Here is a 24,857-nt window from a genome sequence, read left to right on the forward strand (position 1 = left end):
CGTTCCGGCATTAACCACAAGGGAGACACGTGATAACTGTGACATTAAAACAGCTCTTAGAAGCCTGTCTAAATAGTAAAAAAGATATATTTGATTAATCTATTGAAAATTAAGTAGATTTTTTGATAAATGTGGGGCAATTTTGGCGGAAGATCACAGGAGTTGAACCTGCCCGGGACCGCTGGCGGCCCCAACTGGATTTGAAGTCCAGCCACCTCACCGGAGATGACGATCTTCCGCGCCTCGATTGCTACATGGAGGCGGGGCGCATTATAGCTACTTTCCTGCATTAACCACATCCCCCAACGCACTTTTTTACTGTTAAAACTGGACTTTACAGAACCTTCTTAAACAATTCCTTGCAAAATCCGTGGCTTACACTTTTACACACTCTTTCAGGCTACCGGGATCACATAAAACAAGAAACGTAATTTGAATATGAGATATCGCAATTCATCTTACTGCGCGGATGGTTTACAAAGCATGTAACCGGTACCAACCCGCGGCAGCGCTGAGAGAAGAGTGTGCGATGAAAGATCATATTTTATCCGTCAAAGAGAAGATTGGCTACGGCATGGGCGATGCCGCAAGCCACATCATTTTTGATAACGTCATGTTGTATATGATGTTTTTTTATACCGATATCTTTGGTATTCCTGCCGGCTATGTCGGCACCATGTTCCTGCTGGCCCGCGCGCTGGATGCGATATCCGACCCCTGCATGGGGCTGCTGGCCGACCGTACCCGCAGCCGCTGGGGAAAATTCCGCCCGTGGATCCTGTTCGGTGCGATTCCGTTCGGCCTCGTGTGCGTACTGGCCTACAGCTCGCCGGACCTGAGTCATAACGGCAAGCTGATATACGCTGCGGTCACCTACACGCTGCTGACCCTGCTCTACACCGTGGTCAACATCCCGTACTGCGCGCTGGGCGGGGTCATCACCGACAACCCAACGCAGCGCATCTCCCTGCAGTCCTGGCGCTTTGTGCTGGCGACGGCGGGCGGCATGCTCTCCACCGTGCTGATGATGCCGCTGGTGAACTTTATCGGCGGCGAAGACAAAGCCTTTGGCTTTCAGGGCGGCATCGCGGTGCTGTCGGCGATCGCTTTCCTGATGCTGGCGTTTTGTTTCTTCACCACCAAAGAGCGCGTCGAAGCGCCACCGAGCTCTACCTCAATGCGGGAAGACCTGCGCGATATCTGGCGCAACGATCAGTGGCGTGTCGTTGGTCTGCTGACCATCCTCAACATCCTCGCGGTCTGCGTTCGCGGCGGCGCGATGATGTACTACACCACCTGGATTATGGGGTCCGCTGGTCTGTTCACCGCCTTCCTCACCACCTACTGCGTCGGCAACCTGATTGGCTCGGCGCTGGCGAAGCCGCTCACCGACTGGAAATGCAAAGTCAGCGTCTTCTGGTGGACTAACGCCCTGCTGGCGGCGCTGAGTGTGGCGATGTTCTTCGTGCCGATGGACGCCGAAATCACCATGTTCGCCTTTATCTTCGTGATTGGCGTGCTGCACCAGCTGGTGACGCCGATTCAGTGGGTGATGATGTCCGACACCGTCGACTACGGCGAATGGTGTAACGGCAAACGCCTGACCGGCATCAGCTTTGCGGGCACCCTGTTCGTGCTCAAGCTGGGCCTGGCGCTGGGCGGCGCGCTGATTGGCTGGATGCTGGCGGGCGGCGGTTACGATGCCGCGGCCAAAACCCAGAACAGCGCCACTATCACCATCATCATCTCATTGTTCACCCTCGCTCCGGCGGTCTGTTATCTGCTGAGCGCGGTTATCGCGAAACGCTACTACACCCTGAAAACCCCGTTCCTGAAAAAGATGATGGCGGAGCTGGCTCAGGGCGCGCGCCGCAACGAACAGGAATTCATTTCAGCGCCGAACGGCAAAGAATTGCAAAACTAAGAGGAAGCTATTCATGAAAATCAGTGATGGAAACTGGCTTATTCAACCAGGGCTCAATCTGATCCAACCTGTACAGGTGTACGAGGTTGAGCAACAGGGCAACGACATGGTGGTCTACGTCGCGTCGCGCGAAGTGCGCGAGCGTGCCGCCCAGCTGGACGTTCCGCTATTTACCGTGCGCTTCTTCTCTCCGCAGGAAGGGGTGATTGGCGTACGTATGGAGCACTTCCAGGGCGCGTTGAACAACGGCCCGCATTACCCGCTGAATGTGCTGAAAGACGTCAAGGTGGAGATTAACAACGGCGCTGAGTATGCCGAGCTGAAGAGCGGCAATTTGACCGCTCGCGTCACGAAAGGCGACTTCTGGTCGCTGGATTTCCTGCGCGACGGCGTGCGGATTACCGGTAGCCAGCTGAAAAACGACGGCTACGTGCAGGATACGAAAACGAATCGTAACTATATGTTTGAGCGCCTGGATCTCGGCGTCGGCGACACCGTTTACGGCCTCGGCGAGCGCTTTACCGCGCTGGTGCGCAACGGCCAGACGGTCGACACCTGGAACGAAGACGGCGGCACCAGCACCGAACAGTCGTACAAAAATATCCCGTTCTATCTGACCAACCGCGGCTACGGCGTGCTGGTGAATCATCCTGAGCGCGTCTCTTTCGAAATCGGCTCCGAAAAAGTCTCTAAGGTGCAGTTCAGCGTCGAAGGTGAATACCTGGAGTACTTCGTTATCGACGGCCCGACCCCGAAAGAGGTGCTGAACCGCTATACCCGGTTTACCGGGCGTCCGGCGCTGCCGCCGGCCTGGTCTTTCGGCCTGTGGCTGACCACCTCGTTCACTACCAACTACGATGAAGCGACGGTTAACAGCTTTATCGACGGCATGGCGGAGCGCAACCTGCCGCTGCACGTGTTCCACTTTGACTGCTTCTGGATGAAGGCCTTCCAGTGGTGCGATTTTGAATGGGATCCGGTGACCTTCCCTGACCCGGAAGGCATGATTAAGCGTCTGAAAGAGAAAGGGCTGAAGGTCTGCGTGTGGATTAACCCCTATATCGGCCAGCGTTCGCCGGTGTTTAAAGAGCTGCAGGAGAAAGGCTATCTGCTGAAACGCCCGGACGGTTCGCTGTGGCAGTGGGATAAATGGCAGCCGGGCCTGGCGATTTATGACTTCACTAATCCGCAAGCCTGCCAGTGGTATGCCGACAAGCTGAAAGGCCTGGTAGCGATGGGCGTTGACTGCTTCAAGACCGACTTCGGCGAGCGTATCCCGACCGACGTGCAGTGGTTTGATGGTTCCGATCCGCAGAAAATGCACAACCACTACGCCTTCATCTATAACGAGCTGGTGTGGAACGTACTGAAAGAGACCGTCGGCGAGAAAGAAGCGGTGCTGTTCGCGCGCTCCGCCTCGGTGGGCGCGCAGCAGTTCCCGGTGCACTGGGGCGGCGACTGCTACGCCAACTATGAATCGATGGCGGAAAGCCTGCGCGGCGGCCTGTCGATCGGCATGTCCGGCTTTGGGTTCTGGAGCCACGATATCGGCGGCTTCGAAAACACCGCGCCCGCTCACGTCTACAAGCGCTGGTGCGCCTTCGGCCTGCTGTCGAGCCACAGCCGTCTGCACGGCAGCAAATCCTATCGCGTGCCGTGGGCCTACGATGACGAGTCCTGCGACGTGGTGCGCCACTTCACGCAGCTGAAATGCCGCATGATGCCGTATCTGTACCGTCAGGCGGCGCTGGCCAATGAGTTCGGTACGCCGATGCTGCGTTCGATGATGCTGGAATTCCCGCACGATCCGGCCTGCGACTATCTGGATCGGCAGTACATGCTGGGAGATTCCGTACTGGTGGCGCCGGTGTTTAGCGAAGCGGGAGACGTCCAGTTCTGGCTGCCGGAAGGCCGCTGGACCCATCTGTGGCACAACGATGAAGCGCAGGGTAGCCGCTGGCATAAGCAGAATCACGATGTGCTGAGCCTGCCGGTGTACGTGCGTGACAACACTCTGCTGGCGCTGGGAAACAATGACCAGAAGCCGGACTACGCGTGGAACGAAGGTACCGCCTTCCAGCTGTTTAGCCTCGACGATGGTCGCGAAGCCGTCTGCCAGGTGCCGGCCGCGGACGGGTCGGTGGTCTTTACCCTGACGGCGAAACGCCAGGGCAACGTCATCACCGTCAGCGGTGACGGTGAGGCCAGCGGCTGGACGCTGTGCCTGCGCAACATCCAGCAGGTGGCGGGCGTGCAGGGCGGCGCTCAGGCGGGTAGCGAGCTGGGCGTGGTGGTGACCGCGCAGAGCAATGCGTTGACGGTTACGCTGTAAGCGCTTTGGAGCCGGACAGGCGCATCAGGCGCAGCCTCCGGGGAAGGTGCCAAACCTGATGCATCAGCGCAGCTGCTTCCCGGCTCGCGCTGCGCTTAGTCGGGCTACAGGTTTCCAGCCGTCTGCACGCCGTAGCCCGGACAAGGCGCGTCAAGCGCCGCCTCCGGGAAGAAGGTGCCGAACCTGCTGCATCAGCGCAGCTGCTTCCCGGCTCGCGCTGCGCTTAGTCGGGCTACAGGTTTCCAGCCGTCTGCACGCCGTAGCCCGGACAAGGCGCGTCAAGCGCCGCCTCCGGGGAAGGTGCCAAACCTGATGCATCAGCGCAGCTGCTTCCCGGCTCGCGCTGCGCTTAACCGGGCTACAGGTTTCCAGCCGTCTGCACGCCGGTAGCCCGGACAAGGCGCGTCAAGCGCCGCCTCCGGGAATGCTGTCAGGCTAAAGGCGGTTAACCATTCCCGGGTATATTCTTATGATGAATTGAGATCGCTATCACGTATATTTCTTCCTGAAATGTGATCTGAATTATAATTATTCCTTAATCCCTCTCTTCGTTTTATTTCTGTCCGGATGTCTGGACAAAATTTAGTATTGTTGTTTACGCCTCTGCTACTTATATTTATCCTCAATGATTTATGTAGCGCTCGCGTGGTATCGCGCTGGCCTCCAGACATTAATCTGGTATGCAATAAGGGTAAATAATGCAAATGATTACCTCACGACAGAACAGATTATTGAAATTTCTCCTGCCCCGCAGAGAATACGTTACGCTGCTGAAAATTGCTGAATATTTAAATGTTTCAGAAAAAACGGTTCAGCGTGATTTACGCTTTTTAGAACAGTGGTTATCTGAGTGGAAAATGACTATCGACAAACGCTCAGGCACCGGCGTGATGCTGATCGCTGATAATGTCACGGATCTGCTGCAATTAGACCAATTACTCGGTAACGAAGGGGAGGACAGCGATGTCATGATGAATAACTCCCGGCGTGTGAAAATTGCTTCGCAGCTCTTAAGTGAGACTCCGCGGGAGACATCAATTAATAAGCTCTCTGAGCGTTATTTTATCAGTAGTGCATCTATCGTTAATGATCTGAAAATTATTGAGTCATGGATTGCTCCGCTCGGCTTAACGCTGATTCGTAGCCAGAGCGGGACGCATATTGAAGGCAGCGAAAACAGCGTCCGCCAGGCGATGGCGTCGTTAATTAATGGGGTGATTAATCATAATGAGCCCGGCTGTATTATCCATTCCCGGCTGGACTCAGGAAGCTATAAAGCGCTGGTGCATTATTTTGGTGAGGATGACGTTTTATTTGTTCAGTCATTATTACAGGAAATGGAGCGCAAGCTGTGCTGGTCATTAGGCGAACCGTATTATGTGAATATTTTTACCCATATCCTCATTATGATGTATCGCATTACTCGTGGGAATGCCTTACCGCGGCGTGAACAGGGGCAGCAGATTTTTGATGAGACGATATTTAGCGTTGCCCAGAATATGCTGCGAAAAATTGAACACCGTATTGACCATTCGCTGCCGGAAGATGAAGTCTGGTTTATTTATCAGTACATCATCTCCTCTGGCGTTGTGGTGGAAGAGCGAGATGATGTCAGCATGGTGCGCTATATGCATTCTAGCGATGAGGCCCGACAAATTACCGATCGCCTGATTAGCGCTTTTTCCACCATGATTGATCTCGATTTAACCGCCGATCGCGCGTTATACGATGGTCTGCTCATTCATATCAAGCCGCTCATTAACCGCCTTAATTTTCGGATTTATATTCGTAACCCTCTGCTTGAGGATATCAAGGGCGAGCTGACGGACGTGTGGCCGCTCACCCAGCGGGCGGTCAATCAGGTTTTTAGCCGCTGGGGCGAGCGTGCGGTTTCCGACGACGAGATTGGCTATCTCACCGTTCATTTCCAGGCGGCGATGGAAAGACAGGTCGCCAGCAAGCGCGTTCTGCTGGTTTGTTCTACCGGAATCGGCACATCTCACCTGTTGAAAAGTAGAGTGTTGAGAGCGTTTCCTGACTGGACCATCGTCGGCGTGGTTTCGGCAAGCAGCCTGCATACCCTTCAGCCGCAGGACAAGATTGAACTGGTTATTTCGACGATCAATCTGCCGGAAATAGCTCTGCCGGTAGTCTATGTTAGCGCATTTTTTAATGATGCCGATATCCGGCGGGTTACGGAAAAAATCGTTACCGACAAATTACATCGCGCGGCAATATCTGCTGTAGATAATGAAGTTTTATATCCATGAGGTAAAGAATATGGACATAACCAGGATTTTAAACACCAAACGCGTTTTGTTAGATATGCACGCTACGAATAAAGCGGAAGCCATCGAGGAGTTAACCGACTTATTACAAAAAGACGGGGCGATAAGCTGTCGAGAAACCTTTATTCAGGATGTCTGGCAGCGTGAGTCGGAAGGCTCAACGGGGTTTGAAAATCATATTGCGATCCCGCATGGAAAGTCGTCCGCCGTTGTTAATACCACCCTTGCCATTGGTCGCACCCGGCAGGATATCGCCTGGGAAACGCTGGACGGCAGCCAGGTACGCTGCATTATTTTATTTGCCGTTCGTCTGGAAGATCAAAATACCACCCATATTCGCCTGTTGTCCCAGGTCGCCGGAGCGCTGGCGGATGATGACATTATTGAACAACTGCTCAAAGAAACCAGTCCGCAGAGGATTATTGATCTGTTTAACCAATATGCCGAGTCGGACATTTACTAACAATAACTAGCGGAGTCCGAGATGAATATTGTCTGTGTTGCTGCCTGTACCGCAGGTATTGCTCATACTTATATTGCACGTGAGAAGCTGATTAAAGGCGCGAAAGCGCTGGGCCACAATGTCAAAGTCGAAACCCAGGGAACCATTGGTACTGAAAATGAACTGGCGGCCGAAGATATTGACGCTGCGGATGTCGTTATTCTTGCCATTGATGTGAAAATTAAAGGCGAAGAGCGTTTTAAAAATAAACGGATTGTCAGAGTAAAAACGGAAGTCGTGATTAAGTCGCCGATTCAGTTTATCGAAAAGGTCGAAAAATCCTTAGCGAATGCCTGATCCTTAATCTGGAGGGATCTACCATGAGTGAGAATAAAATTCCCGTCTCACAGGAAATTAAGAAGCATTTATTAACTGGTATTTCATGGATGATACCGCTGATCGTCGCCGCCGGGATCTGTATCGCGCTGGGACAAGTCCTTGGCGGGACGAACGTTGGCGAGAAAACCGGCACCATTCCGTGGATGTTAAACCAAATCGGCGGCTGGGGAATGGGGCTGATTGTGCCCTTGATCTGCGCCGCTATCGCTTACTCCATTGCCGATCGTCCTGGATTTGCTCCGGGTTTGATCGTGGGTTTTGTCTGCGGGCAAATTCATACCGGTTTTATTGGCGGCATGCTGGGCGGATTCCTCGTGGGCTACACGGTACTGGCGCTAAAACACTATATTCGGCTGCCGAAGTCGATGCAGGGGCTGATGCCGATTATGGTGCTGCCGGTATTAAGCACCATCATTAGCGGTTTGCTGATGATGACCCTGATCGGCAAGCCCATTGCCTGGCTGCAGGACGCGCTGATTCACATGCTGGAGTCGATGCAGGGCGGCTCGCGTTTCCTGCTGGGCGCCATCCTTGGCGCCATGGCGACCTTCGACTTCGGCGGTCCGGTGAATAAAACCATGTCGCTGTTTGCCGATGGTCTGCTGGTCAGCGGCGTTTACGGCCCGGAAGCGGTGAAGTTTGTGGGTTCGATAATCCCGCCGTTCGGTATCACCCTCTCGTTCCTGCTGACCCGCCATAAATATACCCGTGCCGAACGCGAAGCCCTGAAGGCCGCGTTCCCGATGGGGATCTGCATGATCACCGAAGGGGTGATCCCCATCGCCGCCCGCGATCTGCTGCGCGTCGTGGGATCCTGCGTGGTGGCGTCAGCGGTGGCCGGTGGCCTGATCATGACCTGGGGCGTGGAGAGTCCGGTGCCGCACGGTGGAATGTTTGTGGTGCCGCTCTTTACGCATCCCCTGCTGTTCTGCCTCTCTCTGGCGATTGGCACCGTGATTTGCGGTGTGATGCTCTCGCTGTGGAAAAAGCCGGTAACCGAGCGCGATGAAGAGTTTGATGAGCTGAACGACCAAAAGGTCAAAGACGACGAAATCACCTTTACCCTCGAATAAACGGAGGCCCTATGTTTGCCGATATGAAAAGTATGGTGATCAAAGCCTGGCGTGAACGGTATGCCCTGCTGGCGATTAACTGCATGAACCTGGAAAGCGCACGCGCGGCGGTGCGCGTGGCGGAAAAACATCGCGCGCCGATTATTCTCAACCTGTATCAGGGGCATCTGTCGCACTTTCCGGCGACGACGGCGGCGGCGGTAGTCAGGGTACTGGCGGAGGAGGCGAGCGTACCCGTGACGTTAAGTCTCGATCACGGCAAAGATCCGATAAAAATACGTCAGGCTTTCCGCGCCGGATTTAGCGGGTTAATGATCGATGCTTCGGCGTTCGCGCTGGCGGAGAACATCCGCCAGACCCGAGAGGTCGCTGAACTGGCCGCCAGCGTTGGGCTGTGCGTGGAGGGCGAACTGGGGCACCTGGCGGATGCGCCGCGCTACGACCAGGCCAGCAATGCCGATTTAATGACCCAGCCGCAGGACGTCCCTCCCTTTATCGAACAGACCGGGATTGACCTGCTGGCGGTCTCCGTGGGAACCGCCCACGGTATGTACGCCCCCGGCGTAAAACCGATGCTCGATTTCGACCGCCTGGCGCAGATACAGCGCGCGTCATCCGTGCCGCTGGCGCTGCACGGCGGGAGCGGTACGCCGTTCGAGCAGCTGCAACGTTGCCCGGAATTCGGGGTCGCAAAAATCAACGTTGGGGCGGGGGTATTTGAAGCGGGGAAAGCGGCGCTGCTGCACACCCTGTGCCACGACAGCACCATTGAGCTGGCCGATGCGCTATCGGTGATGGAGCAGGCCAGCGCTGACGCCATCGTTCCCTATTTACACGCATCCGGCTCAATCAACAAAGCCTGATTAAATCTCAGTAAGGCCTTCCATGCCGGCGCCCGTATGCCCTGGCAGGGCTTACCACACCCTGAAACTGGAGAATAACGATGTTAGTTTCAATGCACGAATTACTTAAACCCACCCGTGAACATGGTTTTGCTATCGGCGCATTTAACGTGGCGGATAGCTGTTTTATTCGCGCCGTGGTGGAAGAGGCGGAAGCGACAAATACGCCGGCGATTATTTCTATTCACCCCAGCGAGCACGATTTTGTTGGCGACGCGTTTTTTAGCTACGTGCGGGATATCACCCAGCGCAGCCGCGTGCCTTTCACCCTGCATCTGGATCATGGCGCCTCGGTGGAACATGTCCTGCGCGCCATTCAGTGTGGCTTCACCTCGGTCATGATCGATGGTTCGCTGCTGCCTTATGAAGAAAACGTGGCCCTGACCCGCGAAGTGGTGCAGCTGGCGCACGCGGTGGGCGTGTCGGTCGAAGGTGAGCTGGGGACCATCGGCCAGACCGGAACCTCTGTGGAAGGCGGCGTGTCAGAAGTCACCTATACCGACCCGGCGCAGGCGGAAGATTTTGTCGCCCGTACCGGCGTGGATACGCTGGCGGTAGCGATTGGCACCGCGCACGGTATCTATCCGAAGGGGATGCAGCCGGAGCTGCAGATGCACATTCTGCGCGATATCGCCGGGCGTCTGTCGATTCCGCTGGTGCTGCACGGCGGCTCGGCTAATCCGGATGCGGAAATTGCGGAATCCGTTACGCTTGGCGTCGGCAAAATCAATATTTCCAGCGATATGAAATATGCCTATTTCCAGAAAGTGCGCGAAATTCTGACAAAAGAGACATGGTGGGATCCGAATGTCATTTATCCGGAACCTATTAACGCCGCGCGGAAGGTGATTCGCCACAAAATGAAGCTCTTTGGCTCTACCGGCAAGGCCAGCCTGTACTAATCCCCCGGCGGGGCGGGGAAACCTGCCTCGCTATGAATAAGGAGGCCGGTATGAAGTATTTGGGGCTGGATATCGGCGGGAGCAAAATCGCCGCCGTAGTGATGGATGAACAAGGCCATGAATGGAAGCGTTTTCGCGTTGAAACGCGAAAACAGACCCGGCAGCAGTTTATCGCAACGCTGGTGGCGTTAATCACCGCGATTGGGGATGAGCTGGCTCAGCCTTTGGCTATCGGTATCGCTCTGCCGGGGAGTATCTCCCCGCAGACCGGCAAGATCCGCAATGCCAATATTCAGGTCATCAACGGCTGCCGCTTACAGGATGAGCTTGAGCAGCGCCTGGGCCAGCCGGTTGTGCTGGCGAACGATGGCAACTGTTTCGCCTTATCAGAAGCCTGTGATGGCGCAGGTGCCGATTATTCGCTGGTATTTGGCATGACGCTGGGGACCGGATGCGGGGGCGGTATTGCGCTTAATCGCCAGATTTTCCCCGGCGCGTCAGGGATTGCGGCGGAGTGCGGGCATATCACGCTGCCGGGATATCAGGAGGTCAACGATGGGCCGCCCGAGCGCTGCTACTGCGGAAAATATAACTGCGTCGAGTCCTTTATTTCCGGCACCGGGCTGAGCGCGCGCTATCGTTTGATGACCCGGCAGGCGCTCAGCAGTCAGGCTATTATCGCCCGGGCGCTGGAGGGCGAGCATGCCGCCTGCGAGCAGGTGCTGCGCTTTCGCCAGCAGCTGGCGCGGACGCTGGCGACGGTGGTGAATCTTATCGATCCCGGCGTGATTGTTCTCGGCGGCGGTCTGTCTAACGTGGCGCTGCTGGTGAACGACCTGGAGGCGGATGTCGCCCCGCTGGTGTTTACCGACCATTTCACCACCCCCATCGTGCCTGCCCGACATGGTGACAGTAGCGGCATGCGCGGCGCCGCCTGGCTGGCCGTCCGAAGCGGAGTCGAAAATGAAACGTTCACAGATTAACTACGCGATTGATAAAGCGCATGCTATCGCCGAGTCCTTTCGCATTTGCTTACCCGAGTTTGCCTGCTTTACCGCCGATATCTGGGCGAAAAAGCGGTTTGAAGAGTGGCGAGAAGTTCGGGATCTACAGCTTGGCTGGGATATTACCGATTTTGGCAGCGGCCGTTTTCAGGAAACCGGACTGACGCTGTTGACCCTGCGTAACGGCGCGCCGGGCGATTCGCGCTATCCCAAGCCCTACGCCGAGAAGATGTTGCAGATTCAGCAGGATCAGCAAACCCCCTGGCATTTTCATTATCACAAAATGGAAGATATTCTGAACCGCGGCGGCGGCCGGCTCTGTCTGCAGCTGGCATGGGCGACAGAAGATGAACGGCTGGATATGCAGCGCAGCGTGAGCGTCGCGGTTGATGGCCTCCAGCGCACGCTGAAACCGGGAGACACCCTGGTTCTTAACCCCGGGCAGGGCGTTTGCCTGCCGCCCACGCTGTACCACCGTTTTTGGGCTGAAAACGCGCTGGTGATGGGCTGGGAAATTTCGATGGTGAACGATGATAAGCGCGACAACCGTTTTCTGGAAGATAGCGGCCGCTTCCCGATGATTCAGGAAGATGAACCGAAAAAATGGTTATTGTGCAGTGAATACGGCGCTGAAAAGAGATAGACGTTGTCGAATCCATCACCCTCTTTACCGGAGGGTTTTTTTATTCCATTTTGTGTAAAAAAGTAACGTTCATTTCATTCTGGTGATTGATGCCACAGACGCCAGAGCCGCCGGGTGATAGCGTAGTTTAGCGCTGAGAGGAGCCCGGTATGGATTTAGAAAACATCTTTCGTGACGTTAAGCTAAGCAAAACGGAAATGACCGTGCTGCGTTTTATTCAGAACGATCCTGAGCAATGCGTTCGCGAAGGGATCCGCGCCGTGGCGGAGCACTGTTATAGCAATCCGTCTTCGCTGGTACGCCTGGCGAAGAAGCTGAAATTCAGCGGCTGGCTGGAGCTGGTCTATTTTATTAAATTCAATATCACTATGCCCAAACTCGATGTGACCAACGACATCGATTATATGAGCATTCAGCCGGTGGAGCGGATAACGCCATTGCTGGAAAGCCTGCAACATCACCGCATTTTGATTCACGGCAGTGGGTTTTCGCAGCTGATCGCCCAGTATATTTATAATAAATTTTTGGTGACCGGGGTGAATGCCAGCCTCGCGCTGTGGCCGGATTACGAAATCCTCGAGCAGAAGAACGCCGCCAAATTTGATTCGATCTGGATTATTTCCAAATCCGGACGCAGCAGTTCCGCGCTGAACTGGGTGAAGGCGCTGGAAGGAAAGGAGATTAACCTGGTCTGCTTTACCGGCGATTATCAAAGCCCGCTGGCGCAGGCGGCGGATACGGCGTTTATCATCCATGATCCGCAGAAATTCGATGATGATATTTACTGGAGTAACCCCTTTTTTGGCTACTGCATACTCGGCTTTGAGCGGCTGCTGAAGATGTGGTTTATGCAGACGGGGATCCCCGGAGGCGGCGCCTGAGGCGCCTGTCCGGGCTACCGATCCGCAGACGGCGGTGAATCCGTAGCCCGGTCAGCGCAGCGCCACCGGGATGCAACAGAGTAGATGTCTCAGGCCCGGCACATTCCCCGGATAAGGCGTTAGCCGCCATCCGGGGGATTTCACCGGGCGTTTATTGCCAGTCGGCGAACTGCTTATCGTCGAGATAGGCTTCAACCAGCGTTTTTGCCAGCGAATAAGAGCCGACCAGCGGATGCGCCATCAGCGCCCGTACCGCCAGCGATTTATCGCGCTGCAGAATGGCCGCCACCGCCAGCCGCTCATACTCTTTCACGCTGGCGATCATATTCTTCTGCGCCGTCGGCACATGCTTCGGCGTCACCGGCTTCAGGCCCTCTTTGCTCAGGTCGCAGCTGATCTCAATCACATCGTCCGGGCGCAGGAAGTCCAGCGTGCCGTTGTTGGGCATCGATACCACGATGCGCTTGGTGGTGGTGCTGTTCACCGCCTCCAGAATATCCAGCGCCACGCCGGCGTAGCCGCCGGTATCCGGCTCCTCGATAAACTGCTTTAAGGTCAACGGCTCGCGGGTATGGAATTTTTCCTGCTGCGACTCGTTCTGCATATAGCTATTTTCCCGGCGCAGATAGTGCTTCATCCAGATGGTAAACGCCGCTTCCGGGTTGGCTTTGACATCAACGGTCAGCAGCGCTTCGCGCATATCGTGATTGATGCGCGCAATCTGCTCGCCGCGGGTTTCCGGCGCGTTCTGAATCGCTTTCAAAGCCACTTCGCGATAGTAGTAGTAGTAAAGATATTCATTAAGCAGCTGCTTATCGCATAGCTGAACCAGCTCCGGCGAAAAGTACTGCATCGCCGTCTTGCGATACAGGTCCGGGCTGGCGATCAGGCGCTCGGTGACATCCTCGCCGCGCACGGTGAAATGGGTAAACCAGGAGAAGTGGTTCAGCCCGTAGCACTCGACGCCGAGATCGCGCTCGTCGCAGCCGAGGATCTCGGGCAGCTCGCGAATCAGCTCCGACGGGGCATCGCAGATGCCGTACACCCGACGCTTAAAGCCGGATTTGATAATCGCCTCGGTGACCAGCCCTGACGGGTTGGTGAAGTTAAACAGAATGGCATCTTCGGCGGCGTGCTCTTCAATCAGGCGGCAGTAGTGAAGAATCGCCGGAATGGAACGCATCGCCATGGCGAAACCGCCCGCGCCGGTGGTCTCCTGGCCCAGCGTGTTGTGCGCCAGGGCGATACGCTCGTCGCGGATCCGGCTCTCATCGCCGCCCACCCGCAGGGTGGTTATCACATAGTGGCTATTTTTTAGCGCCGGCACCGGGTCGCTGGTTACGCTGAAATGAATATCCGGGCGAATGGCATTAAACACATAACGGGCGATCTCGCCGAATATTGTCAGATTCTCCGCGGAGCTGTCGAGAAAGACCACTTCCGTTAAACCAATGCGGTGCGCGTTATATGCCAGAGATTTCGCCAGAAACGCAGAGCGAACGCCGCCCCCGCCTAATACGGTTAATTTCATAAATCACTCCCAATTAATTTTCTGCTAGCCAGCTATCAACCCGGGAACGAACCTGTCCCACTTTGACGCCGTAAATAACCTGAACTTCATTTCGATTTCGTACTACGCCGTTTGCGCCGGTGCTTTTTAATATCGCATCGTCAACCAGATCCATATTATGAATAACGACGCGCAGGCGGGTAAAACAGTTGTCGACGGAAATAATGTTCTCTTTACCACCCAGACCATTAATAATTTCGTTGGTGACCGACTGCGGTTCGCCCATTTTTTTTCGGTAATCAGCTTTGCTATATAACTTCACGTTTTCATCGTCTTCACGACCCGGCGTTTTAAGATTCAACTTAACGACCAGCGTGCGGAAGATAACGTAGTAAACGGCGAACTGACCAATCCCGATAAGCACGTAGCCGGGCCAGCGGGTCAGGGAGACCGGCAGCGGCAGGTTGTAAATCAGGAACTCAATCAGCCCGGAAGCGCCCCAGGGACGCACGGTAAAGATGTCGCAAATCGCCTGCGAGGCCGCGGTTAACGTGGCGTGGATCACCCACAGCAGCGGCGAAACGAACAGGAAGGTAAACTCAATCGGCTCGGTGATGCCGGTGAGCATAGAGGTGATAATGGCCGGTAGCAGAATCGCTTTGGCCATCATTTTTTTCTCCGGTTTCGCCGTGTGGTAGAACGCCAGCGAGGCGCCAGCCAGGCCAAAGATGGTGGTCATCCCCTGCTGCGAGAAACGCAGCGCCTCGTTCATCACCGGGGTTAAATCTGGGTGGCGCATATAGGCGAGGAAAATCGCCTGGGTGCCGGAGACGACCTGGCCGTCGACGTTCAGCGTACCGCCGATTTGCGTGAGCTGGAACGGCGACCAGACGAAGTGGTGCAGGCCGGTGGGGATGAGGAATTTTTCAAAGAAGCCGTAGGCGAAGACTCCCGCCACGCCGGCGTTTTTCATAAAGCCGGTCAGCGCCGCGATGCCGTGGGTCATAAACGGCCAGATCCAGGTAAAGGCGATGGCGTAGAAAATGACGACCGGGGTCATCGCCACCAGCGTCAGCTTGGCTCCGCCGTACATGGAGAGCGCGCCGGGTAGTTCAATCGTCGACACTTTGTTATGCACCCAGGCGATGGTGCAGCCGAGAATAATCCCGAGGAAGACCCCCATATCGACTACCACAAACCCCAGCAGCTGAGTCTGCCCGGTACCGTAATATTCGCCGTTAATTTTTTCCGCGAGTCCGTGGGTATGCTCCAGCCACGAGTGGTTGGCGCCAAGAAACATGATAAAACACATCACCGACACCAGCGCCACTTCGGTTTTTTTATCTTTTGCCAGGCCATAGCTGATGCCGACGCAAAAAAGTAATCCCAGATTGCCGAATAAAGGCCAGAAAGTATCGCCGAGCAGCTGGCCGAGCTGGTGTAAAAAGCTGGTCTCCGAAATTAATGTTGGGTTGGTTAAGACTGAACTGAGTGCCAAAATTAAGCCGATGACCGGCAAGAACAATACTGCACCGATCATTGCTCTGGAGAATTTTTGCATATTCTCCAGAATACGTTGACGTATTACAGACATGGTCGTTCCTTTATTTTTGTATACCCGTCATACTTCAAGTTGCTTATGTGTTAGCTACGGATTACTCGGCCCATCCAAGGGCCTCGCCCTCACGGGCCGTCGCAAGCGACGTTCAAATCTGCTCCCGGCAGATTTGTCGCTCACCCCAGTCACATAGTTATCTATGCTCCTGGGGACTCACTCCCTTGCCGCCTTTAAGCAACTCGAATTATTTTGGGTATAGGTTCAGGGACTTTAATTATTTTTTTAACTTCCAGTATTTTTGTTATAGCAAGTCCGCTATTTGAAAGGAACAGGTTGCGGGAAATAGGTACAAACAGCCGCTTAATGGCAACAGGTTTCGCGAATGGAACAGGCCCCTCTCCCGTGGGGGAGAGGGAGGGGGAAAGTCAGGGCGTCGTTGTCGCCGGCGCTGAAGGGGGCTGGGTGCTGGTGACCTCCCCGTTGCGCATCACCTGCGCCACCTGCTGTTTCTCCATATTTATCGCGCTCAGCTGGCCGTTGACGGTCGGCTTCAGCGGCGCATCCGCCAGCACGCTGCCGGTCGCCGTCAGCTGAAGGTTACCGTCCCCGGAAACCGGCAGCGCGGGCCATCCCCAGGCCTGCAAAATATTCAGCGGCACGCCGCGACCGTTCAGGCTCAGGTTGACCAGGCGCTGCGGGAGCTGCGACACCGCCGCGGTGGCTTGCAGGATCCCTCGCTCGGTAAAGGCGCTGAGCTCGTTAACGTTCACCGTGGAGGCATTGGCGCTCAGCTTCAGCGACGGGCGGCGGACATCAATACGATTAAAGGTCGCGGCGGCGGCGTTCAGCGTCGCGCTACCGCTCCACACGCCCCAGCTGCGGTTTTTCACCAGCTGCAGCTCGCCGCCGTAGCCGTCGAGCGCGGTGATTTGCCACGGGAACGCCGGTTCAATATCGATAATCAGGTTGCGGCTGGCGCTGAACTTTCTCAGCGTCAGGCTTTGCAGCCAGTCGGGCAGCGGCGCCATCCACAGCTGCTTCCAGTTGGTTGGCAGCGTATATTCCAGCCCGGCGAACGCCGCGTCATCCAGCACCAGCGCATGGCCGGCGCGCAGCCAGTTGCCGGACGTGCGCACCATGCCGCCCTCCCAGCGTGAGGTGAACTGGCGCAGCGCGATGCCCTGCGGCGAGAATCCGGCGTTAAGGATCGGGTCGAGGAAGTGCAGCGAGCCGTAAATAAACTCGTTGGCGTTCATCGACAGCGTACCCTCCTGGCTTTGCCAGTCGCCGCGGCTCAGGGTGAGGTTGCGCAGGTTAAGATCGAGGCCGGCGATCGCCCAGTCAGGCCCCTGCAGGCTGGCGTCGGTCACATCAAGGCGGCCAATCTGTAGTGACGGCAGGGTGGTCAGCGGCGCGAAAAAGTCGGCGAGTGATTTATCGCTTTGCAGGCGAATCTCGTTGAGCCGCAAATTATCGACCTGCCAGCCGCCGTCGGCGCTGCGTTTCGCCGTGCCGGTGAGCGTACCGCGGGCGACGTCCGCGCCAATGGTCGAGAGGGACACTTCGCCGTTATCAATATTCCCCTGAATCAGCACGTTGCTGGCTTCAATACCGTTGAGCGTCATCGACCCGGCGCTCATCTGAATCTGCGTTTTCTTGCCGAGCACGTTGCCCGCTTCCGGCGCCCACGGGCTGACGCCGCCGGTGACGCGCTGCGCGCTCAGATCCCAGTCGCTCTCCGGGCTGTTGAACGCCATATTGCGCAACTGGAGACGGTCGGCGGCGAATGGCAGCGCCGCGGAAGAAGGGGAGAAGTTCAGCGTGCCGTCGCTGAGGACGATTTCGTCAGCATGCAGCGGGTCGCTAAACTGGCGGCTGCTAAACCCGATATCCACCGTTTGCGCCACCAGCGTGGCGGGTTTGCCGTCGCGTCCGAGGGTGACGTTTTGCAGCTGCAGGTGCAGTGGCGAGGAGAAATTATGGTCCATCTTGTTGAAAGAGACCTTCCAGCCGGTACCGTCGCTTAGCCAGGCGCTGGCCTGGCGTCCGCCCCACTGGGTTTGCAGCAGGAAGTAAGCGGCAATAATCACCACCAGCAGGGCAATCAGCAGCCAGAGAATCAGCTTTCTGAGAAATTTCATGGTCTTCGATCCTGAGCGAGGCACATAAGGCTGTTATGCCCGAATTATGCGCAATCCTCAAGACAGGAATTGTGTAATGAGATGATGTGAGGTTGATGATGCTGACGCTCCGGCCAGCATCGCGTGGCCGGAGCGTCAGAGAGGATCAGTTTTTCTCTGGCGGGAAAATCAGATTCAGAATAATCGCCGTGATGCCGCCAGCAGCGATACCGGAGGAGAGCAGATTCTTCAGCCAGTCAGGGGCGAACTGCAGGATCAGCGGCTGCTGGGAAACGCCGAGGCCGACGGCCAGCGACAGGGCGATAATCAGGATCGCTCGGCGGTTCAGCGGCTCTCGGGAGACGATACGCACGCCGGAGGCGGCAATGGTGCCGAACATCACCAGCGTCGCGCCGCCGAGCACCGGCTCAGGAATATGCTGCACGAAGCCGCTTACCGCCGGGAACAGGCCGAGCACGATCAGCATCAGCGCGACCACGAAACCGACATAGCGGCTGGCGACGCCGGTCAGCTGTATCACGCCGTTGTTCTGGCCAAAGCAGGAGTTCGGAAAGGTGTTGAATACCGCCGAAACAAACGAGTTCAGACCGTTGGCCAGCACGCCGCCCTTCAGACGCTTCATATATAGCGGGCCGGAAACCGGCTGCTCGGAGACGTCAGAGGTGGCGGTAATATCGCCGATGGTTTCCAGCGAGGTAATCATAAACACCAGCATCAGCGGCAGCAGCAGATTCCAGTCGATGCCTAACCCGTAGTACAGCGGCGTGGGTACCATAATCAGGCTGCTTTCCGTCGGCGCGGTATTGGCCGGCAGCATATCGAGTAGCCATGCCGCCAGGTAGCCGGCCGCCATCGCGATAACCAGCGAAGCGATGCGCAGGTACGGGTTGCGCTGGCGGTTAAGGATAATAATCAGCGCCAGCACGATCCCTGCCAGCAGCAGGTTTTTTGGCGCGCCGAAGGTGTGGTCGGCCATGGCGGCATAGCCGCCGCCGATGGAGGTCAGGCCAACCTGAATCAGCGACAGGCCGATAATCATCACCACCACGCCGGAGACCAGCGGGGTAATAATGCGGCGGGCGAGATGCAGAACGCGGGAGAGAACCATCTCTGTGCAGCTGGCCAGCATCAGGGTGCCGAACAGCGCGGCCATCATGGTCGGAACATCGGCGCCGCCGGTTTTCAAGGCGGTCCCGCCCATAATCAGCGGCGCGACGAAGTTAAAACTGGTGCCCTGAATCGAGAGCAGACCAGACCCCACCGGGCCCCAGGCTTTAATTTGAATGATGGAGGCCACGCCGGAGGCGAACAGGGACATGCTGATGATGTGTTGCGTATCCTGAGCCGGAAGGCCCAGAGCCTGGCAAATTAACAGCGCCGGAGTGATGACCGCGACAAACATCGCCAGCAGGTGCTGGAAGGCGGCGAACAGGGTTTGCGGTAGCGGCGGGCGGTCTTCAAGGCGGTAGATTAATTCGCTGGTTTGCTTATGCGCAACCGGTTGCGCATTTTCTGATTCTGCGGTGTTAACGGACATCACAACAATCCCAAAGGTGGCAAAGCGGGGATTTTATCGGACTGTAGACCAAAAGCAAACGTTTGCCACTCTTTAGCGGCAAATATTTAAGCAGGGAATAAGTGTCAAAAATTTATTAACATTTTGTATGCTTGATCGCATCATTATCCCTACAAAATATCTTTTCCTGTCCTTTTTTCCGTACTTCTGCTTAAAATCCCTTCCCGATTACTCATGATGAGAAGCAATCGACACCGGGAATACCGTCGCGTGTGAATGGATCATGCGCCTATAAGGAGCTCTTTTTTATGTTTCATCTCGATACCTTATCGACGCTCGTTGCCGCAACACTCGTGTTGCTACTGGGTAGAAAACTCGTTCAAACCGTCCCTTTCCTGAAGAAATACACCATTCCTGAACCCGTTGCGGGCGGCCTGCTGGTCGCGCTGGCGCTGCTGGTATTAAAGAAAAGCATGGATATCGAAATCGATTTCGATATGAGCCTCAAAGATCCGCTGATGCTGGCTTTCTTTGCCACTATCGGCCTGAACGCCAACCTCGCCAGCCTGCGCTCCGGCGGCAAAGTGCTGGGGACGTTCCTGATTGTGGTGGTGGGGCTGCTGCTGCTGCAAAACGCGCTCGGAATCGGCATGGCGAAGCTGCTTGGCCTCGACCCGCTGATGGGGCTGCTGGCCGGTTCGATTACCCTTTCCGGCGGCCACGGTACCGGCGCGGCGTGGAGTAAATTGTTTGTTGAACGCTATGGCTTTGCCAACGCTACCGAAGTGGCCATGGCTTGCGCAACCTTCGGCCTCGTCCTGGGCGGCCTGATCGGCGGACCGGTGGCGCGCTATCTGGTTAAGCACTCTTCCTCCCCGGACGGTACGCCGGACGATCAGCTCGCGCCGACCGCGTTTGAAAAGCCGGATATGGGGCGCATGATCACGTCGCTGGTGCTGATTGAGAGCATCGCGCTGATCGCCATCTGTTTAACGGTAGGGAAGATCGTTGCGCAACTGCTGGCGGGAACCGTATTTGAACTGCCCACCTTCGTTTGCGTGCTGTTTATCGGCGTGATCCTGAGCAATAGCCTGTCGGCGCTGGGCCTGTACCGCGTGTTCGACCGCGCGGTGTCGGTGCTGGGTAACGTCAGCCTGTCGCTATTCCTGGCGATGGCCCTGATGAGCCTGAAGCTGTGGGAGCTGGCGTCGCTGGCGCTGCCGATGATTATTATTCTGGCGGTTCAGGCAGTGGCTATGGCGCTGTATGCGGTGTTTGTGACCTACCGGATGATGGGAAAAAACTACGATGCCGCGGTGCTGGCAGCCGGCCACTGCGGTTTCGGCCTCGGCGCGACGCCGACGGCGATTGCCAACATGCAGGCGATTACCGACCGTTTCGGTCCGTCGCACATGGCGTTTCTGGTGGTGCCGATGGTGGGCGCGTTCTTTATCGATATCGTTAACGCGCTGGTGATTAAGCTCTATCTGCTGCTGCCGGTATTTGGCTGATAAAAACCCGGAGGCGGTGCGCTACGGGGTTGTGCGGTCTGCGGGCTGTAGCCCGGGTAAGGCGTTTACGCCGCAACCCGGGGATACTCCGGGATTTATACATCGACGCGGTTTCCCCCCGGCTCGCGCTGCGCTTAGCCGGGCTACGGGGTTGTGCAGTCTGCGGGCTGTAGCCCGGGTAAGGCGTTTACGCCGCAACCCGGGGATACTCAGGGATTCATGACTCGACGCGGCTTCTCCCCGGCTCGCGCTGCGCTTAGCCGGGCTACGGGGTTGTGCAGTCTGCGGGCGGTAGCCCGGGTAAGGCGTTTACGCCGCAACCCGGGGATACTCCGGGATTCATACATCGGCGCGGCTTCTCCCCGGCTCGCGCCGCGCTTAGCCGGGCTACGGGGTGTGCGGTCTGCGGGCTGTAGCCCGGGTAAGGCGTTTACGCCGCAACCCGGGGATACCCCGGGATTTATACATCGACGCGGTTTCCCCCCGGCTCGCGCTGCGCTTAGCCGGGCTACGGGTGTGTGCGGTCTGCGGGCTGTAGCCCGGGTAAGGCGTTTACGCCGCAACCCGGGGATACTCCGGGATTCATACATCGGCGCGGCTTCTCCCCGGCTCGCGCTGCGCTTAGCCGGGCTACGGGGTTGTGCGGTCTGTGGGCGGTAGCCCGGCTAAGGCGTTTACGCCGCCAGCCGGGAATACTCCCATCTTACGCTTCGTCGTGCTCTTCCCACGCCAGCGCGCGTTTTACCGCTTTCTTCCAGCCGCTGTAGCGATAGTTACGCTCGGTGGTTTCAATCCCCGGACGGAACTCGCGTTCGATGACCGCTTTCTCTTGCAGTTCATCCAGGTTTTGCCAGAAACCGACCGCCAGACCGGCCAGATAGGCTGCGCCCAGCGCGGTGACTTCGCGGACTTCCGGGCGTTCCACGCGGGTGCCGAGAATATCGGACTGGAACTGCATCAGGAAGTTGTTGGCGACCGCGCCGCCGTCAACGCGCAGGGCGTGGAGACGGATCCCGGAGTCAGCCTGCATCGCTTCCAGCACGTCGCGGGTCTGATAGGCAATCGACTCCAGGGTGGCGCGAATAATATGGTTGGAGTTCACGCCGCGGGTCAGGCCGAAGATCGCGCCGCGGGCATACGGGTCCCAGTACGGGGCGCCGAGTCCGGTAAAAGCCGGAACCACGTACACGCCGTTGGTATCCTTCACTTTGGTGGCGAAATATTCGGAATCGAACGCGTCGCTAATCAGCTTCATCTCATCGCGCAGCCACTGAATAGAGGCGCCCGCCATAAACACCGCGCCTTCCAGCGCATAGTTCACCTCACCGCGCGGGCCGCAGGCGATAGTCGTCAGCAGGCCGTGCGTTGACGTCACCGCTTTCTCGCCGGTATTCATCAGCATAAAGCAGCCGGTACCGTAGGTGTTTTTCGCCATCCCCTCTTTCACGCACAGCTGGCCGAACAGCGCCGCCTGCTGGTCGCCCGCGATGCCGGCGATCGGAATACGCGTCCCACCCTTACCGCCGATGTTGGTCTGGCCGTACACTTCGGAAGATTTGCGCACTTCCGGCAGCATGGCGCGCGGGATATCCAGCGCATCGAGCATTTTGTCGTCCCAGTCCAGCTCGTGGATATTAAACAGCATGGTACGCGAGGCGTTGGTGTAGTCGGTCACGTGAACGCGTCCCTGGGTCATTTTCCAGATAAGCCAGGTGTCTACGGTGCCGAACAGCAGTTCGCCGCGTTTAGCGCGTTCGCGCGCGCCTTCGACGTGGTCAAGGATCCACTTCACTTTGGTGCCGGAGAAGTACGGGTCAACCACCAGGCCGGTGGCCTTGCGGATGTACTCTTCCATGCCGTCGCGCTTGAGCTGTTCGCAGATCTCGGCGGTACGGCGGCACTGCCAGACGATGGCGTTATAAATCGGCTTCCCGGTTTCGCGCTCCCACACGATGGCGGTTTCACGCTGGTTGGTGATGCCGATCGCCGCGATTTCATCGGAGCTGATATCGGCTTTTGCCAGCACTTCGACCAGCGTAGAGCTTTGCGATGCCCAGATCTCCATCGGGTCGTGTTCAACCCAGCCTGGACGCGGATAAATTTGTTCGAATTCTCGCTGAGAAACGCTGACGATATTGGCATCGTGATCCATTACCACGGCGCGGGAGCTGGTGGTGCCCTGGTCGAGCGCTACGATATATTTTTTGTCGGTCATAGTATGAGTCCCGTAGTCAGATTACAGCGAAGCTTTGTGTTGCGTCGTAGAGGGGGATGCGGCTTCTTTCTCTTCGACGACGCAGGTGTCGCAAGGCAGGTGGCGGCCAATCAGCTTGCGGTAGCAGAATGCGCCCAGCGCAGCACCGACGATTGGCGCACACAGCGGCACCAGGAAATAAGGAATATCTTTGCCGCCGGTGAAGGCGACGTTGCCCCAGCCTGCCAGCCAGGCGAAGGCTTTCGGTCCGATATCACGCGCCGGGTTCATGGCGAAGCCGGTCAGCGGGCCCATGGATGCGCCGATGACGGCGATCAGCAGACCAATCAGCAGCGGCGCCAGCGGGCCACGCGGCACGCCGTTACCATCGTCGGTCAGCGCCAGAATGACGCCCATCAGGATAGCGGTAATCACCATTTCTACCGCGAAGGCCTGCACAAAATTGATATGCGGATTCGGATAAGTGGAGAAAATGCCTGCCAGCTCGAGGCTTTCGACGCTACCGCGCACCATATTGTGGGTATGTTCGAAATCGAAGAAAAGATTGTAATAAAGCCCGTAAACTAAAGCCGCAGCGCAAAAGGCGCCAGCGAATTGCGCAACGATAAATGGAACAACTTTACGACCGTCAAAGCAGGCGAACAGCCACAGCGCGATGGTGACCGCCGGGTTAAGGTGCGCACCGGAAACCCCTGCGGTCAGGTAAATCGCCATGGCGACGCCCAGACCCCAGATGATGCTGATTTCCCACTGACCGAAGCTGGCTCCCGCGACCTTAAGCGCAGCGACGCACCCAACGCCGAAAAAGATCAACAACCCGGTACCGAGGAACTCTGCGATGCACTGGCCTTTTAGTGTTGATGTTTGGCTCATAATCGAATCCTGAAGCGTAGTGATGATTATTGTATGTGTGAAGGTCGCAGGCGACCACGCTGCCATGTAGGCATAGTGTTAATTTATCGTTAACGAACAAAAACGAGAAATATCGAAATTCAAATGTGTGTACCACGTCAAGAAAATGAGCGTTTTCGCGCCATAAACGCGTTTTCGGCCGTTTGCGGGAGCGTTTCACCGCACATTTTTTTACGTGTTGATTAACAATTACGAAAAAGTACCGGGTAAAAGCGGCGAACGGACCAGGTAAAGGCTGAAAAGTGTTGCAAACCGCAATCTACGCGGGTTGTCGCTGGACAGGGGAGGCGGGGCTTCATACAATCGACTACATCACCACTGTAGTGCGCTAATTTTCGTTAAGGCGTCAACGCGTATACGAAACGGACGGTTTCTATCAACGCCTTGCAAGTTCAGGAGAGGTATGACGATGTCATTAGAAGTGTTTGAGAAATTAGAATCTAAAGTTCAGCAGGCGATTGATACCATCACTCTGTTACAGATGGAAATCGAAGAGCTGAAAGAGAAGAACAACACGCTGGCGCAGGAAGTACAGAGCGCGCAGCACAGCCGTGAAGAGCTTGAGCGTGAAAACGGTCAGCTGAAAGAACAGCAGCAGGGCTGGCAGGATCGTCTGCAGGCGCTGCTGGGCCGCATGGAAGAAGTCTGATGCTTCCCGCCCCCTCCCGCTCGGGAGGGGGTAAACTCTCCCCCGCTCTATATAC

At 56.5% G+C, this 24,857-nt stretch carries 19 protein-coding genes and 1 tRNA gene; 13 read left to right on the forward strand and 7 right to left on the reverse strand.

The features are described from left to right. Positions 1–143: 143 nt before the first annotated feature. A tRNA-Sec gene (locus FQK12_RS17990) sits at positions 144–238 on the reverse strand. A 291-nt stretch (positions 239–529) separates the two neighbouring features. On the opposite strand from FQK12_RS17990, the gene FQK12_RS17995 reads away from it, so the two are divergent. The 11 genes from FQK12_RS17995 (at position 530) to FQK12_RS18045 (ending at position 12,790) form a co-directional block, all read left to right on the forward strand. Further along, on the forward strand, positions 530–1,924 hold the full coding sequence (locus FQK12_RS17995) for a glycoside-pentoside-hexuronide family transporter (RefSeq protein ID WP_014227274.1): 1,395 nt from the start codon (positions 530–532) through the stop codon (positions 1,922–1,924). 13 nt (positions 1,925–1,937) lie between these two features. Next, the gene (gene yicI, locus FQK12_RS18000) at positions 1,938–4,256 is read left to right on the forward strand and encodes an alpha-xylosidase (RefSeq protein WP_014227273.1); all 2,319 of its coding nucleotides are present in this window, start codon (positions 1,938–1,940) and stop codon (positions 4,254–4,256) included. 698 nt (positions 4,257–4,954) lie between these two features. Then, complete coding sequence (locus FQK12_RS18005; RefSeq protein ID WP_014227272.1) at positions 4,955–6,526, forward strand: BglG family transcription antiterminator; 1,572 nt, start codon at positions 4,955–4,957, stop codon at positions 6,524–6,526. A gap of 10 nt (positions 6,527–6,536) precedes the next feature. Then, entirely contained in the window at positions 6,537–7,007 is a 471-nt protein-coding gene (locus tag FQK12_RS18010) for a PTS sugar transporter subunit IIA (RefSeq protein WP_004126743.1), read from the forward strand. 21 nt (positions 7,008–7,028) lie between these two features. Then, positions 7,029–7,343 (forward strand): PTS fructose transporter subunit IIB, encoded by a 315-nt coding sequence (locus tag FQK12_RS18015; protein ID WP_004126741.1) that lies wholly within the window; start codon positions 7,029–7,031, stop codon positions 7,341–7,343. A 23-nt stretch (positions 7,344–7,366) separates the two neighbouring features. Next, the gene (locus tag FQK12_RS18020) at positions 7,367–8,458 is read left to right on the forward strand and encodes a PTS fructose transporter subunit IIC (RefSeq protein ID WP_014227271.1); all 1,092 of its coding nucleotides are present in this window, start codon (positions 7,367–7,369) and stop codon (positions 8,456–8,458) included. Positions 8,459–8,469: 11 nt separating this feature from the next. Then, positions 8,470–9,321, forward strand: a complete 852-nt coding sequence (locus tag FQK12_RS18025; protein WP_014227270.1) for a class II fructose-bisphosphate aldolase — start codon at positions 8,470–8,472, stop codon at positions 9,319–9,321. 80 nt (positions 9,322–9,401) lie between these two features. Next, entirely contained in the window at positions 9,402–10,262 is an 861-nt protein-coding gene (locus FQK12_RS18030; protein WP_014227269.1) for a ketose-bisphosphate aldolase, read from the forward strand. A gap of 50 nt (positions 10,263–10,312) precedes the next feature. Then, a complete protein-coding gene (locus FQK12_RS18035; protein WP_014227268.1) occupies positions 10,313–11,245 on the forward strand; it encodes an ROK family protein in 933 nt (310 codons plus the stop codon). Next, entirely contained in the window at positions 11,226–11,909 is a 684-nt protein-coding gene (locus tag FQK12_RS18040; protein ID WP_014227267.1) for a D-lyxose/D-mannose family sugar isomerase, read from the forward strand. The genes FQK12_RS18035 and FQK12_RS18040 overlap by 20 nt, the downstream gene beginning before the upstream one ends. Positions 11,910–12,058: 149 nt before the next feature. Then, positions 12,059–12,790, forward strand: coding sequence for a MurR/RpiR family transcriptional regulator (locus tag FQK12_RS18045; RefSeq protein ID WP_014227266.1), 732 nt, complete (start codon positions 12,059–12,061; stop codon positions 12,788–12,790). Between the two features lie 151 nt (positions 12,791–12,941). Here the strand turns inward: FQK12_RS18045 and FQK12_RS18050 are convergent, their stop codons facing one another. From FQK12_RS18050 to FQK12_RS18065, 4 genes are all read right to left on the reverse strand, one after another. Beyond that, positions 12,942–14,321 (reverse strand): glycoside hydrolase, encoded by a 1,380-nt coding sequence (locus FQK12_RS18050; protein WP_014227265.1) that lies wholly within the window; start codon positions 14,319–14,321, stop codon positions 12,942–12,944. A 13-nt stretch (positions 14,322–14,334) separates the two neighbouring features. Then, positions 14,335–15,894 (reverse strand): PTS transporter subunit EIIC, encoded by a 1,560-nt coding sequence (locus tag FQK12_RS18055; RefSeq protein ID WP_014227264.1) that lies wholly within the window; start codon positions 15,892–15,894, stop codon positions 14,335–14,337. Between the two features lie 389 nt (positions 15,895–16,283). Then, the gene (locus tag FQK12_RS18060) at positions 16,284–17,999 is read right to left on the reverse strand and encodes an AsmA family protein (protein WP_014227263.1); all 1,716 of its coding nucleotides are present in this window, start codon (positions 17,997–17,999) and stop codon (positions 16,284–16,286) included. Between the two features lie 145 nt (positions 18,000–18,144). After that, positions 18,145–19,536 (reverse strand): nucleobase:cation symporter-2 family protein, encoded by a 1,392-nt coding sequence (locus FQK12_RS18065; protein WP_004855527.1) that lies wholly within the window; start codon positions 19,534–19,536, stop codon positions 18,145–18,147. Between the two features lie 287 nt (positions 19,537–19,823). On the opposite strand from FQK12_RS18065, the gene gltS reads away from it, so the two are divergent. Next, positions 19,824–21,026, forward strand: coding sequence for a sodium/glutamate symporter (gltS, locus tag FQK12_RS18070; protein ID WP_014227262.1), 1,203 nt, complete (start codon positions 19,824–19,826; stop codon positions 21,024–21,026). A gap of 703 nt (positions 21,027–21,729) precedes the next feature. Here gltS and glpK read toward each other — a convergent pair. Both glpK and FQK12_RS18080 read right to left on the reverse strand, forming a co-directional pair. Continuing rightward, the gene (glpK, locus tag FQK12_RS18075) at positions 21,730–23,241 is read right to left on the reverse strand and encodes a glycerol kinase GlpK (protein WP_004126722.1); all 1,512 of its coding nucleotides are present in this window, start codon (positions 23,239–23,241) and stop codon (positions 21,730–21,732) included. A 21-nt stretch (positions 23,242–23,262) separates the two neighbouring features. After that, positions 23,263–24,114 carry an MIP/aquaporin family protein gene (locus tag FQK12_RS18080; protein WP_004855525.1) on the reverse strand — a complete coding sequence of 284 codons (852 nt, stop codon included), beginning with the start codon at positions 24,112–24,114 and terminating at the stop codon, positions 23,263–23,265. Positions 24,115–24,556: 442 nt separating this feature from the next. Here FQK12_RS18080 and zapB point away from each other — a divergent pair, with 442 nt between their 5' ends. Then, positions 24,557–24,802, forward strand: coding sequence for a septal ring assembly protein ZapB (gene zapB / locus FQK12_RS18085; RefSeq protein WP_009652751.1), 246 nt, complete (start codon positions 24,557–24,559; stop codon positions 24,800–24,802). Positions 24,803–24,857: the final 55 nt, after the last annotated feature.

The organism is Klebsiella sp. ME-303 (assembly GCF_007910085.1).
GTDB lineage: Bacteria > Pseudomonadota > Gammaproteobacteria > Enterobacterales > Enterobacteriaceae > Klebsiella > Klebsiella michiganensis.

Bases quoted from the DNA above. Each gene is read 5' to 3' on its own strand.
- FQK12_RS17995 (WP_014227274.1), top strand. From the start codon at position 530: ATGAAAGATCATATTTTATCCGTCAAAGAGAAGATTGGCTACGGCATG.
- yicI (WP_014227273.1), top strand. From the start codon at position 1,938: ATGAAAATCAGTGATGGAAACTGGCTTATTCAACCAGGGCTCAATCTG.
- FQK12_RS18005 (WP_014227272.1), top strand. From the start codon at position 4,955: ATGCAAATGATTACCTCACGACAGAACAGATTATTGAAATTTCTCCTG.
- FQK12_RS18010 (WP_004126743.1), top strand. From the start codon at position 6,537: ATGGACATAACCAGGATTTTAAACACCAAACGCGTTTTGTTAGATATG.
- FQK12_RS18015 (WP_004126741.1), top strand. From the start codon at position 7,029: ATGAATATTGTCTGTGTTGCTGCCTGTACCGCAGGTATTGCTCATACT.
- FQK12_RS18020 (WP_014227271.1), top strand. From the start codon at position 7,367: ATGAGTGAGAATAAAATTCCCGTCTCACAGGAAATTAAGAAGCATTTA.
- FQK12_RS18025 (WP_014227270.1), top strand. From the start codon at position 8,470: ATGTTTGCCGATATGAAAAGTATGGTGATCAAAGCCTGGCGTGAACGG.
- FQK12_RS18030 (WP_014227269.1), top strand. From the start codon at position 9,402: ATGTTAGTTTCAATGCACGAATTACTTAAACCCACCCGTGAACATGGT.
- FQK12_RS18035 (WP_014227268.1), top strand. From the start codon at position 10,313: ATGAAGTATTTGGGGCTGGATATCGGCGGGAGCAAAATCGCCGCCGTA.
- FQK12_RS18040 (WP_014227267.1), top strand. From the start codon at position 11,226: ATGAAACGTTCACAGATTAACTACGCGATTGATAAAGCGCATGCTATC.
- FQK12_RS18045 (WP_014227266.1), top strand. From the start codon at position 12,059: ATGGATTTAGAAAACATCTTTCGTGACGTTAAGCTAAGCAAAACGGAA.
- FQK12_RS18050 (WP_014227265.1), bottom strand. From the start codon at position 14,321: ATGAAATTAACCGTATTAGGCGGGGGCGGCGTTCGCTCTGCGTTTCTG.
- FQK12_RS18055 (WP_014227264.1), bottom strand. From the start codon at position 15,894: ATGTCTGTAATACGTCAACGTATTCTGGAGAATATGCAAAAATTCTCC.
- FQK12_RS18060 (WP_014227263.1), bottom strand. From the start codon at position 17,999: ATGAAATTTCTCAGAAAGCTGATTCTCTGGCTGCTGATTGCCCTGCTG.
- FQK12_RS18065 (WP_004855527.1), bottom strand. From the start codon at position 19,536: ATGTCCGTTAACACCGCAGAATCAGAAAATGCGCAACCGGTTGCGCAT.
- gltS (WP_014227262.1), top strand. From the start codon at position 19,824: ATGTTTCATCTCGATACCTTATCGACGCTCGTTGCCGCAACACTCGTG.
- glpK (WP_004126722.1), bottom strand. From the start codon at position 23,241: ATGACCGACAAAAAATATATCGTAGCGCTCGACCAGGGCACCACCAGC.
- FQK12_RS18080 (WP_004855525.1), bottom strand. From the start codon at position 24,114: ATGAGCCAAACATCAACACTAAAAGGCCAGTGCATCGCAGAGTTCCTC.
- zapB (WP_009652751.1), top strand. From the start codon at position 24,557: ATGACGATGTCATTAGAAGTGTTTGAGAAATTAGAATCTAAAGTTCAG.